The 12,459-nt window shown below is 42.1% G+C and carries 13 protein-coding genes and 2 pseudogenes; 11 read left to right on the plus strand and 4 right to left on the minus strand.

Annotated features, from left to right (window positions below):
- A partial coding sequence (locus tag LC574_RS06510; RefSeq protein ID WP_229452174.1) for a pentapeptide repeat-containing protein occupies nt 1–2,504 on the plus strand: 2,504 nt, incomplete at its 5' end.
- A 186-nt stretch (nt 2,505–2,690) separates the two neighbouring features.
- On the opposite strand, the gene LC574_RS06515 is transcribed toward LC574_RS06510, so the two are convergent.
- Nucleotides 2,691–3,239: a tyrosine-type recombinase/integrase gene (locus LC574_RS06515; RefSeq protein ID WP_368736674.1), complete on the minus strand. Its 549-nt coding sequence runs from the start codon at nt 3,237–3,239 to the stop codon at nt 2,691–2,693.
- 98 nt (nt 3,240–3,337) lie between these two features.
- Between LC574_RS06515 and LC574_RS06520 the strand changes: the two genes are divergently transcribed.
- The 10 genes and pseudogenes from LC574_RS06520 to LC574_RS06565 form a co-directional block, all read left to right on the plus strand.
- Complete coding sequence (locus tag LC574_RS06520; RefSeq protein ID WP_229452176.1) at nt 3,338–4,093, plus strand: glucose 1-dehydrogenase; 756 nt, start codon at nt 3,338–3,340, stop codon at nt 4,091–4,093.
- Nucleotides 4,094–4,104: 11 nt separating this feature from the next.
- Complete coding sequence (locus LC574_RS06525; protein ID WP_229452178.1) at nt 4,105–4,458, plus strand: type II toxin-antitoxin system RelE/ParE family toxin; 354 nt, start codon at nt 4,105–4,107, stop codon at nt 4,456–4,458.
- Nucleotides 4,459–4,539: 81 nt separating this feature from the next.
- Nucleotides 4,540–4,797, plus strand: a complete 258-nt coding sequence (locus tag LC574_RS06530) for a hypothetical protein (protein WP_229452186.1) — start codon at nt 4,540–4,542, stop codon at nt 4,795–4,797.
- The gene (locus tag LC574_RS06535) at nt 4,787–5,032 is read left to right on the plus strand and encodes a hypothetical protein (RefSeq protein WP_306422088.1); all 246 of its coding nucleotides are present in this window, start codon (nt 4,787–4,789) and stop codon (nt 5,030–5,032) included. The genes LC574_RS06530 and LC574_RS06535 overlap by 11 nt, the downstream gene beginning before the upstream one ends.
- 264 nt (nt 5,033–5,296) lie before the next feature.
- Nucleotides 5,297–5,899: a diheme cytochrome c gene (locus LC574_RS06540; RefSeq protein WP_229452188.1), complete on the plus strand. Its 603-nt coding sequence runs from the start codon at nt 5,297–5,299 to the stop codon at nt 5,897–5,899.
- Between the two features lie 477 nt (nt 5,900–6,376).
- Complete coding sequence (gene secA / locus LC574_RS06545; protein WP_229452189.1) at nt 6,377–9,169, plus strand: preprotein translocase subunit SecA; 2,793 nt, start codon at nt 6,377–6,379, stop codon at nt 9,167–9,169.
- Nucleotides 9,170–9,274: 105 nt separating this feature from the next.
- The gene (locus tag LC574_RS06550) at nt 9,275–9,733 is read left to right on the plus strand and encodes an aspartyl protease family protein (protein ID WP_229452191.1); all 459 of its coding nucleotides are present in this window, start codon (nt 9,275–9,277) and stop codon (nt 9,731–9,733) included.
- A 111-nt stretch (nt 9,734–9,844) separates the two neighbouring features.
- The gene (locus LC574_RS06555; protein WP_100898302.1) at nt 9,845–10,036 is read left to right on the plus strand and encodes a hypothetical protein; all 192 of its coding nucleotides are present in this window, start codon (nt 9,845–9,847) and stop codon (nt 10,034–10,036) included.
- A complete protein-coding gene (locus LC574_RS06560; RefSeq protein ID WP_229452192.1) occupies nt 10,029–10,370 on the plus strand; it encodes a type II toxin-antitoxin system PemK/MazF family toxin in 342 nt (113 codons plus the stop codon). The genes LC574_RS06555 and LC574_RS06560 overlap by 8 nt, the downstream gene beginning before the upstream one ends.
- Nucleotides 10,371–10,436: 66 nt before the next feature.
- Nucleotides 10,437–10,544: pseudogene (locus tag LC574_RS06565) on the plus strand (phosphotyrosine protein phosphatase); the annotation flags it as partial.
- 104 nt (nt 10,545–10,648) lie between these two features.
- Here the strand turns inward: LC574_RS06565 and LC574_RS06570 are convergent.
- From LC574_RS06570 to LC574_RS06580, 3 genes and pseudogenes are all read right to left on the minus strand, one after another.
- Nucleotides 10,649–10,783 (minus strand): annotated as a pseudogene (locus LC574_RS06570) (diaminopimelate epimerase); the annotation flags it as partial.
- Between the two features lie 48 nt (nt 10,784–10,831).
- A complete protein-coding gene (locus LC574_RS06575) occupies nt 10,832–11,311 on the minus strand; it encodes a GNAT family N-acetyltransferase (protein ID WP_229452194.1) in 480 nt (159 codons plus the stop codon).
- A 122-nt stretch (nt 11,312–11,433) separates the two neighbouring features.
- Nucleotides 11,434–12,459, minus strand: a 1,026-nt coding sequence (locus tag LC574_RS06580; RefSeq protein ID WP_229452195.1) for a 2-isopropylmalate synthase, incomplete at its 5' end; no start/stop codon positions are given.

Here is a 12,459-nt window from a genome sequence, read left to right on the forward strand (position 1 = left end):
TGGAACATTTAGTAATGGTTGGATTTGTTCCTACTGTTGCTACTCATAAATTTGGATTTCAGGTAGGAGATTCTTCCCAAATAGAAGTACTGCTACTTTACTTTTTAGTATTTTTTGCTACTTTTACATGGGGATTAAGAACTGCCATTTTGACTGTATTTTCTGTGACAATTTTAACACTAATAGTAAGTGGTGTTGGAGCTTTATTCAGTATTACAAAACCATTATTGCCCCTAGTATCAATTTTACCCATACTTGTTGCTTGGGTTGCAGTTGTGGTTATGGCAACTCATATAGCCTGGATAACAAAACTAACTCAAATTGGTTTAGGGATGTTAGTAGTAGCTGCATACGGAATTGGTGCTTTAACAGCAACAGGTTTCGTTATAGGTTGGAATAACTCTTCAGGTTTGATTATCAGTAGCATCTGGCATATAACTGAGATGTTGCTGAGTATGTACATGGGTTGGCGAATTGTCACAGGAGACGAAAAATTTGCATTACTTCGCACAATTGCTATTTTTCTTGCCTCTGTAGGTGGTACAAATTTTAAAGGTAGTAACTTAATCAATGCTGATTTTACAGGAGCAATACTCAAAAATACAAACTTTAGTAAGACAAGATTGAAGTGTACTAACTTTCATTTAGCAAAAAATATTGATACAGCCAGAGTAGATAATACTATTTTATCAAACCCAGTAGTTCAACATTTAGCTGTTACTAAAAAAGCTAGTAATAAATGTAAATATTATGATGGCTGTGACCTCACAGGTATTAACCTAGATCATGCTGACATGAGTTATGCTGATTTAACTAAAACAAATATTAGTGAAGCTACTTTTAAAGGTGCAAACTTAGAAGGTGCAAATCTGACGAAAACTCAAGCAATCAAAACCAATTTTCAGCAAGCCAATGTAACGGCAGCTTGTTTAGAAGCCTGGAATATTGACAGCACCACTCAATTAGAAGGAGTAATTTGTGACTACGTTTATCTGTTAAATAACCAACAAGAACGTCGTCCTAGTAGTGGAAAATTTGCCCCTAGAGAATTTACTAAACTATTTCAAATAGCAATAAATACTGTTGATTTAATTTTCCGCAATGGTTTAGATTTAGAATCTTTATCTGTCGCTTTAGCAAAGGTGAAAAGAGAAAATGAAGATATCCCTTTAACAATTAAAAGTATTGAAAATAAAGGTGATGGTATTGTCATTGTCCGTGTAGATGTACCAGAACTGACACATAAAGAGAAAATCCACGCAGAAGTTACTCGAAATTATGAATTCGCCCTGCAACAGTTAGAAGCAAGATATCAAGCTGAATTAAAAAGTAAAGAAACGGAAATTTCTCTTTATCGGCAACATCAAGCGGATTTAAAAGAATTAATTCAAATGATAGCGCCCAGTACTAAAAAATCAACGCCGGGAAAGCTAGTAATTTTAAAATTAGGTCAAGGTAATTTAAGTACAGGATTTCCGGTTACACTACAAATTAGTTTAGAAGGCGATCGCCCATATTTTGAATCTCATGGTCAATTACCTCCAGCTTCAAATCTAATTTTTTTATATAATCAATGGCAATCTGCATATCGCCAGAGCTTACAAGGAAGTTTGCGAATCAAGTTTCCAGAAACACAAGTTACCAATATTAGTCAGCGAGAATTATTTAAAGAATGCAATAAATTGGCAGAGAATTTAAAAGCTCATATCAATTTATGGTTGAACTCAGAATTATTTCGTCCTATTAAAGAGCAATTATTAGAAAAATTAAATCCCTCAGAATCTATTCGGATACTCCTGCAAACAGAAGATAGTCAGTTACGGCGTATACCCTTGCAGGTTTGGGATTTTTTTGAACGCTATCCTCACGCTGAAATGGCTCTTTCCTTAACTACTTATGAGAGAAAAGAAAAGTCTATATCCTCAAAATATCATGTCAAAATATTGGCGATATTGGGAGATAGCACTGGCATTAATATTCAACAAGACAGAGTTTTACTTGAACAATTACCTAATGTGGAAATCAAGTTTTTAGTGGAACCAAAACGCCCAGTACTCAATGATGAACTTTGGATGCAACCTTGGGATATTTTATTTTTTGCTGGTCACAGCTTTACTCAAACTGAACAAGAAATTGGTCATTTTCACATCAACTCCTCTGATAGTTTAACTATTGCTGAGTTAAAAAATGCTTTGACGAAAGCTATTGAACGAGGTTTACACTTAGCAATTTTTAACTCCTGCGATGGTTTGGGATTAGCTACTAATTTAGCGGATTTGCATATTCCCCAAATGATTGTCATGCGTGAACCAGTACCTGACAAAGTAGCACAGGAGTTTTTGAAGAATTTTCTCACAGAATTTTCAAGTGCTAAACCTTTATATCAATCTGTACGTGAGGCACGCTTGAAACTACAAGGTTTTGAGGATAAGTTTCCTTGTGCGAGTTGGCTACCAGTAATCTGCCAGAACCCAGCAGAAATTCCCCTCACATGGAATTTCTGAGCGTGATTGCAATTTTGCAGCCAATACCGAGCAAGAACGATAGAAAGCATTGGCTCCCAAAACCCTTATCATTGCTTATTTGCGTCAATTAAAGTAAGAAATTAAATCCTAGAGTTTCTTACTTTTGGGTTTTTGAATGTGCCGTAGGGGTATCCCTGCATCATATCACGTCCGGTTAAACACAAGTCAATTGCGAACGGAGTGAAGCAATCGCTCCAGACGTTGTGATTGCTTCGTTTCACTTCGTTCCACTCGCTTTTGACATATCACAAGTAATTTATCGGACATGATATCACTCATAGCCGTTAAGCAGGTTCGGCGGAAAGAATGGGTACTCATGCCCCGTTCCTCTAACCCTACCCTTTGCAGGGCTTCTCTCATCAGCCGGTCGGCACTGGCTTGGTGGATGTGGTTCAGTCCGTGCCTGCCAGGGAAGAGATGCGGATTCTTGCCCCTGGTTTTGATAAGTGGGGCGTAGGCTTCAAGGTAGTCTTTCAGGATGGGGTGAATTTGAATCTCCCGCGTGTCGCGTCCGCCTTTGGTGTTATAACTGCGAATAATCAACTTAGGCCGAACGCCTCTAGGCGTGATCACATCGCGCTTGAGCAGGGTACAGGCTTCGTTGATTCTGGCTCCGGCATAGAGGCAGACACCGAACAGAGCGCGATCGCGTGGGTTGACAAAACCCTCACCAAAGGGGGTAAATGATGAAGCAGCAGCATTTGCAGACGTAATCTTTTATGGCGTGCGGGAGCTACCTTCTAGTGATTCATTCAAAGAGCGCAAATCAAGCTGCTTAATCATTCACATTCAAAAAATAATTAACATTATTTATGAAACTACAAAACAAAGTAGCCGTAATCACTGGAGGCAGCAGCGGTATGGGTTTTGCCACCGCCAAACTTTTTTTGGCAGAGGGTGCGCGGGTTGCAATTACGGGACGACGAGAAGATGCACTACACGAAGCTGCCCAGAAACTAGGTTATGCAGAACAGCTTCTCACTGTTTCCGCCGATGCATCTAAAGTTGACGATCTTGATCGACTTTATCAACAGGTCGAAGAACGATTTGGTAAGCTTGACATCTTATTTGCCAATGCTGGGGTTGGAGATTCGACGGGTATTGAAGATGTTACCGAGGAGAAGTTTGATTTTATTGTTAACGTGAACTTTAAAGGAGTCTTTTTTACCGTTCAGCGCGCATTGTCGCACTTCAATGATGGAGGTGCGATCGTTCTGAATGCTTCTCTGACTGCTTATCAAGGTCTGCCAAATTTAACGGTATATGCGGCGACGAAAGCTGCGGTTAGTTCTCTGGCTCGTTCTATGTCGGCTGTACTACTAAAGCGTCGCATTCGTGTCAACTCTGTGAGTCCAGGGGTGATTGAAACTGCCATGCTTAACGAAGTAGTAAAAGACGCTGACTTGCAAGAATCCCTTCGCCAGCAAATTCCTGTACAAAGGTTTGGCAATGCTGATGAAGTGGCCAAAGCTGTGCTATTTTTAGCAAGCGATGACGCTTCTTACATTGTTGGTGAAGATTTGCTGGTCGATGGAGGACGCATTCGACTTGGACTTTGGCAGCAATAAAAGCGATAGTTTTGAGTAATTTCAAAAATCAAATACGATTCCTATATAAACAAAACTTGCGCGATCTTTCTAAGAGGTTTCGCCATATTCGCTCTGATGTTCAACCGATTACCCTGCAATTACAGCAAGGAAATATTGTTGGCGATCGCATTGCGGGCATTGGTGAAGACTATATTGTTTACAAGGTAAGAGTTCGCAACAGTAGTATCCAAAAAGGTAAGAGTGCTGGATACCGATTGATTTATCAAGTTGAATCACCTACAAGTATTTTGCTACTAACGATTTATTCCAAATCTGACCGAGAAGATATTGGTGCAAATGAAATCCAAGATATTGTGGCTGATTTTTCTAGTGAGTCAGGTTAAAACGCGATCTAAACTTCAGTTTCCTGATTCTGCTGGAATTTGAGCGTGTTAGTATCTCGTACAAAATGAGGTGGACAACAAATGAAAGCGATCAAAGTTACCGGCAGGATTGACTCTCAGGGAAACCTAGTTTTAGATGAGCCGATTCAGGGAACCACTTATCTTGATCAGGTTCGGGTAATTGTGTTGGTTCCAGAACAGGTAGAAGCAGAAGAGGTTGACGTTGACGATACACCCGTTGAGGAGATTAAAGCTAGCTTGAGAAGAGCCTTGCAGCAAGCAAAAGCTGGTCAAACTAGACCAATTAGTGAGCTATGGGACAGGATTGATGCAGAGTGATGACGCGATTTCAATTCGATTTTCCGATGAGTTTGAGGAGGAACTTTATAGATTCTCAAAGAGATTTCGCAATATTCGCTCTGATGTTCAACCGATTACCCTGCAATTACAGCAAGGAAATATTGTCGGCGATCGCATTGCGGGCATTGGTGAAGAGTATATTGTTTACAAGGTAAGAGTTCGCAACAGTAGTATCCAAAAATATAAGAGTGCTGGATACCGATTAATTTATTAAGTTGAATCACCTTGAAATATTTTGCTACTAACGATTTATTCCAAATCTGACCGAGAAGATATTGGTGCAAATGAAATCCAAGATATTGTGGCTGATTTTTCTAGTGAGTCAGGTTAAAACTGCTAAGAGATTTTTCCTTGCAATGTTGAGAGATGCAGACGCAGAAGTGCTTGCCAATAGACATCGCTATATTACTACTGACAACGCTGGGTAAGTCCTATGATTAGCACAAGCGTCACTTCTAAATATCTGGGAATGTGAGGAATGTCAATTTTTGTTAAGCGCAAAATCCGCGATCGCAAAAATCGCCCGCCAAAGAGCGATCGCTTTTCACTACAGCAAAGCGCCGAACGCCAATTCAAACGCCAATTTTTCGGTTTACTTCTGGTAATTGTAACCTGGAGTCTAGCTATGGGTTGGCTTCTAGCCTTGGCAACTAATGCCCAAAGTGCTACTCCTACCGCCGAAATTGGCACTGTTGACGTAGTGCCTGCACAGTATCAATTAGGACAAGAACTGTATTTGGAAAACTGCTCCACATGCCACATCGGCTTACCACCAGCCGTTTTACCCACCCAAACTTGGAAAAATCTCCTGCAAGACTCGCAGCACTACGGCGCACAACTAAAGCCTTTAGTCGATCCGCCACGCATCTTGGTGTGGAAATATCTTTCGACTTTCTCCCGTGTCCAGCTAGACGACGAAGAAACACCATATCGCCTTAATGACTCACGTTATTTCAAAGCTTTGCATCCAGGAGTTAAGTTACCACGTCCCGTCCAGCTTGGCAGCTGTGTCAACTGTCATCAAGGCGCTAGTGATTACAATTTCCGCCACCTGACAGCAGAATGGAAGAACTCGAATTAAGATGAGGGGGATGAGGGGGATGAGGGGGGTGAGGGGGATGAGGAAGAATAATCGTTTGTTTGCTCCCTCATCTCCCCCTACTCCCCCTGCTCCCCCATCTCTGGCCCCATCTGAGGGCAAAATGATACTATGAAGAAAGACTAAATAATAAGATAAGAGTTAAAACCAATCATTTAGTAAACTGATTGTCTAGTTTTTCTCCTGTTTTTGAGTTAATTCTCATTTGACACCCATCCACAACCAAGAAGGTTGGGTTGGGTTAAATGTTTATAATCAATGCAAAACTTTAACAGTGAACAGTGAACAGTAAACAGTTATCAGTGATCTATTTGTCCCTGGGTCTAAGTCCCCCACAAACGAAGGTGGAATGCTTTGGTGGCGGGTCTAAATCCCCCTCCAACGCCCCATGTAACTGATAACTGGTAACTGATAACTGCTTTAATCCCCATCCCCCTTGATTCAGTTCTATAATCTGCCATGCTAAAACTTTTGTTGGGCGACCCCAACGCTCGTAAGCTTAAAAAATACCAACCTTCTGTTACTGAAATTAACCTTCTAGAGGAAGAAATTAAGGCTCTTTCCGATGAGGAGTTAAAAGGTAAAACCGTCGAATTTAAACAACGGTTTGCCAAAGGCGAAACTCTGGATGACCTATTGCCCGAAGCTTACGCCGTTGTCCGGGAAGCAGGACGGCGAGTCTTGGGCTTGCGGCACTTTGATGTCCAACTCCTTGGCGGTATCATTTTGCATGTAGGGCAAATTGCCGAAATGAAAACCGGTGAGGGTAAAACGCTCGTAGCAACCTTACCGAGTTATTTAAATGGGCTTACTGGTAAAGGTGTACACGTTGTCACTGTGAACGATTACCTAGCTCGTCGGGATGCTGAATGGATGGGACAAGTGCATCGGTTCTTGGGGCTGAGTGTGGGGCTAATCCAGTCAACTATGACTCCCAATGAACGCCAGAAAAACTATGATTGCGATATCACTTATGTCACCAACAGCGAGGTAGGGTTTGACTACCTGCGGGATAACATGGCGACATCAATGGCAGATGTGGTGCAACGCCCGTTCAATTATTGCGTGATTGACGAAGTAGACTCGATTTTAATTGATGAAGCGCGGACACCGCTAATTATTTCCGGGCAGGTGGAAAGACCGACAGAAAAGTATCTGCAAGCAGCCGAAATCGCATTCACACTAAAAAAAGACGAGCATTATGATGTGGATGAAAAAGCTCGTAACGTGCTTTTGACAGATGAAGGCTTTGCGGAATCAGAAAATCTTTTGGGAGTCACAGATTTATTTGACCCAGAAGATCCTTGGGCGCACTTCATTTTCAATGCAATTAAAGCTAAAGAACTTTTCCTCAAGGATGTAAATTACATCGTCCGTAATGGCGAAGTGGTAATTGTAGATGAATTTACCGGTCGGGTGCTACCCGGACGGCGTTGGAGTGATGGACTACACCAGGCCATTGAAGCCAAAGAACACGTAGAAATTCAGCCAGAAACTCAAACTCTAGCGACAATTACTTATCAAAATCTGTTCTTACTGTATCCAAAACTGGGTGGAATGACCGGAACGGCAAAAACGGAAGAATCGGAATTTGAAAAAATTTACAAATTAGAAGTTGCGGTAATTCCCACCAACCGCGATCGCAGACGCGAAGATTTGTCTGATATGGTCTTTAAGACAGAACCAGGCAAGTGGGGTGCGATCGCTAGAGAATGTGCCGAAATGCACGAACTCGGCAGACCTGTATTAGTAGGAACCACTAGTGTAGAAAAATCCGAACTTCTGAGTCGGCTGCTGAAGGAATTGGCGATTCCCCACGAATTACTCAACGCCCGACCCGAAAACGTCGAGCGTGAGGCGGAAATTGTCGCCCAAGCTGGACGAAAAGGTGCTGTTACCATTGCTACTAACATGGCTGGTAGAGGTACAGATATCATTTTGGGTGGTAACTCCGAATACATGGCACGTCTGAAGTTGCGGGAATACTTCATGCCTCGGCTCGTCATGCCAGAGTCAGAAGATAGCTTTGGCGTGCAAAGACCAGCAGGATTGCCTACAGGACATGGTGGTGGTCAAGGCTTTGTCCCTGGTAAAAAAGTCAAAACTTGGCGGGCTTCACCAGAAATTTTCCCCACCCAATTGACAAAAGAAACAGAAAAACTACTCAAAGATGCAGTAGAAATTGCGGTGCGTGAGTATGGCGATCGCAGTTTACCAGAACTGGAAGCAGAAGACAAGGTAGCTGTAGCCGCAGAAAAAGCTCCCATTGATGACCCTGTAATTCAAAAATTGCGGTCAGCATACAACCGCGTTAAGCAGGAATACGAACAATTTACTACCCGCGAACATGATGAAGTAGTGGGAATCGGTGGTTTGCACGTAATTGGTACAGAACGTCACGAATCGCGGCGGATTGATAACCAGTTGCGCGGACGTGCAGGAAGACAAGGCGACCCTGGAACCACGAGATTCTTCCTCAGTTTAGAGGATAATCTATTGCGGATTTTTGGTGGCGATCGCGTTGCTGGGTTAATGAATGCTTTCCAAGTGGAAGAAGATATGCCCATCGAATCTGGGATGCTTACCCGCAGTTTGGAAGGCGCACAGAAAAAAGTTGAAACCTACTACTACGACATTCGTAAGCAGGTATTCGAGTATGACGAAGTGATGAACAATCAACGTCGTGCTATTTATGCTGAACGTCGCCGGGTGTTAGAAGGTCAAGACTTGAAAGAACAGGTAATCAAGTACGCCGAAAAAACGATGGATGACATCGTTGATTACTATATCAACATAGACTTGCCTTCGGAAGAGTGGGAGTTAGACAAGCTGGTTGAGAAAGTTAAAGAATTCGTCTATCTGCTAGCGGATTTGCAACCAAATCAATTAGAAGATATGACAGTCAGCGAGATTAAAGCCTTCCTCCACGAACAGGTGCGAATTGCTTACGATCTCAAAGAAGCGCAGATTGACCAAGTTCAACCCGGACTGATGCGCCAAGCTGAACGCTTCTTCATCTTGCAACGCATTGATACACTGTGGCGGGAACACCTGCAACAAATGGATGCCTTGCGCGAATCAGCAGGATTACGTAGTTATGGGCAAAAAGACCCATTGATTGAGTATAAGAGCGAGGGTTACGAATTGTTCTTGGATATGATGATCAACATCCGCCGAGATGTGGTGTACTCGTTGTTCATGTTCCAGCCGCAGCCGCAGCAGATGGTGCAGGCTTCGTCTGAGATGGTGTAAGTAGGGAATATCTCATGCAGAGACGCAGAGGCGCAGAGAGTGCTTTTGCGTCTTTGTATTTTAAGGCATCTCTCAAAAATATTTTGTTTTCAGGAGTTTGCTGAAATGGGTAAGCTGGTACTACCAAATCTTCAGGGTAAGCAAATGGGGCAAGTAGTAGTTACCCTCACTCTCACGAATCGAATTGATCAAGTTTTGGCACAGCGAGGCTTTATTTCTCCAGAGGAAGTTCGCTCTTGTATTTTGGATAATGTTTTAGTTGATACGGGTGCAACTTTGCTGTGTTTACCTGCTAGCATTATTAGTCAACTAGGTTTAGTCCAAGGTGGAGAAGCCCAGGTAGAGACTGCGGCTGGAGTGCAGCAGGGGCGGATTTTCCGAGATGTTGAACTTAGTATTGGAGAACGTCAAGGAACCTTTGATTGTTTGGAACTAACAGAAGTACCATATCCCCTTTTGGGTGTGACGCCAATGGAAGTTTTAGGGTTAGAAGCAGACCTTAAAAATCGGAAGTTGCGGATTTTACCGATGAATTCTGAGCAAACTTATCTGAGTGTATTGTAAGCGATCGCTTATGCTTGGCGTAGTTTTGGGATTGTCTGTGGTGCGATCTCATCGAACAGAATGTTTATATAGGGTCATGCTATGCTATTGGGGTGTCTAATAAAGAGAGTCATGACTGCCCCAGTGGAAGAATTATTAAGCACCTTTGATCGTCTGCCAGAGTCAGAGAGACTGGAAATAGCTCTGGAGATTTTAAAAAGGGTTAGACATTTGGACTTTCCATATTTGTCAAATGAAGATTTGGTTTGGAATGCAGAAGAACTTTTTTTGGAGTTAGATCGACAAGAAGCTTCCGATGAGTAGCCCTAATCGTGGAGAAGTTTGGCTTGTCGATCTTGGCTACACAGCAAAAGTCAGACCATGCTTAATTATTAGTATTCCTGCCCTAGAGCAGGATCGAGCACTAGCAACCCTAATTCCTCATACGACTAGCTTACGCGGTTCAAGATTTGAGGTGGCGCTAAAGGTAAACTTTCTCCGAGCAGGAGTGTTTGACGTACAAAATATTATTACAATTCCACATGCAAAGTTACTCCGAAAGTTGGGAAACTTGACACCAGAACAACTAGTTGAAGTTGAAAAAGTATTACTCTTTTGGCTAGGATTGAAGGAGAGAAATTTTGAGAGCGATGAGTAGGAACTTAAGATAGGTAAAAATCCTAGATTTAAAGGCTTCTAAAATACTATCGCTTTATATTAATTAATGAAAAAGCTCTTATTTATCTGTAGCCAGAATAAGTTGCGAAGTCCCACCGCCGAGGCTGTGTTTTCTGAATATGAAGGACTTGAAACGGACTCGGCAGGTTTGGATCAACAATATACCTAGGACTTACGCACGCTCTACGAATTCTTGGCGTTCTTGGCGTCTTGGCGGTTCGATAAATTAAGCCTTTCGGCGATTTTTGCGTAAGTCCTGATACCATCTGAGCCAATTCCAAAATTTCGATGGCAAATTGTTTTAATTTTTTCAGGGGTAAGCGGAAATAGTAAATCTTGGGGATTAATAACTAGATAGTCGTTGCCAAGAGCATGATATTTATAGAACTTCATCAATTTAGGCTAATCACACACCACTACAAGGCAAAAAAATTGCTGTACTTAAATTAAATCTAATTGCATTACATTCCCTTCAGAGAAACCGAGGCTGGAGTAAACTGGTTTACCCGATGGCGAGGCGTTAAGAAGTACTCGCGTACAACCGATCGCTTTTAAATATTCAATTGCTCTATTAGTCAGGCATTTAGCAATGCCTTGTCCGCGGTAAGATTGTTCAACGTAAACCCCCCAAATATATCCAAATTTGCGGTGTTCATATTTTAAAACGTTCGGGTATAAACCTGCAAACAGTTGACAACTTGCAGAACCCACAATTGCATTATCAACCTCTGCAACAAAAGCCTTGTAAAATAAATCTCGACGCGCCTCTTCTATGAATTTGAGGGTAATATTCTGCCAATCAAAATCGATATTACTCTCATAAACACCAATATCTAGCCACATTTGGTAAAAGTGTTTTGCAATCAGTAAGTCTTCTTCGGTGGCGGCTTCTCTGATAGTGATATGTTTATCTGTCAGCATAATTTTCCAACAAATTTTCTGAACTCACACCTAACGCCTTCCCAAGGTCGGGAAGGAGTTTTTTAGCTGATGCTAAAAACAAGGTGCGGTGCTTGTATTATGGACAGTTTGACAGATACGACTTAGACTTTCTGTGCAGATACTTCCTCTGGCTTTTCTTGCCTATGCAACGCAGAATACAGCCTATTGAGTGCATTTACATAGGCTTGCGCGGATGCCACGATGATATCTGTGTTCGCTGCATGACCAGAAAACACTTTAGATTCATAACGTAAACGAATTGTCACTTCTCCAATGGCATCAATACCAGCTGTTACTGACTGCACAGAAAACTCAATCAACTCGTTAGGCACATTCACCACACGGTTGATGGCTTTGTAAACTGCATCTACTGGCCCAGTACCGATCGCAGCATCGGTTAATTCTTCACCGTCTGGGGTACGGAGGGTGACTGTAGCTGTAGGACGGGCGTTGCTACCACAGGAAACTTGCACCAACTCTACTCGGAACAAATCGGGTGCTTGTTGGATTTCATCGTTAACGATCGCTTCCAAATCCCAATCAGAAATATCTTTCTTTTTATCTGCTACTTCTTTGAATCTGACGAATGCTTTATTTAACTCAGTATCTGACAGTTCAAAGCCCAATTCTTTCAACCGGGTGCGGAAAGCATTTCTGCCTGAATGTTTGCCCAAAACTATTTGATTATCTGTTAAACCAATCAATTGGGCATCCATAATTTCATAGGTGAGCTTATTTTTTAGCACACCATCTTGGTGAATTCCAGACTCATGAGCAAAAGCATTGGCCCCGACGATCGCTTTATTTGGTTGTACTAACATTCCCGTCAAATTGGAAACTAAGCGTGAGGTTTTGTAAATTTGCCGGGTGTCGATATTTGTGAGGGATTCTTGAGATTCTTCTGGTCTTCCCAAATAAGGATTAAAATATTGTCGCCGCACATGCAACGCCATCACTAATTCTTCTAGTGATGCATTTCCGGCACGTTCGCCAATGCCATTAATCGTACATTCTAGTTGCCGTGCGCCATTTTTCACGGCTTCTAAGAAGTTAGCAACTGCCAAACCTAAATCATTATGACCGTGAACGGAAATAATCGCTTGGTCGATGTTGGGGACAATGCTTTT

The organism is Nostoc sp. CHAB 5715 (genome assembly GCF_020829685.1).
In the GTDB taxonomy this organism is placed as follows: Bacteria; Cyanobacteriota; Cyanobacteriia; order Cyanobacteriales; family Nostocaceae; genus Nostoc.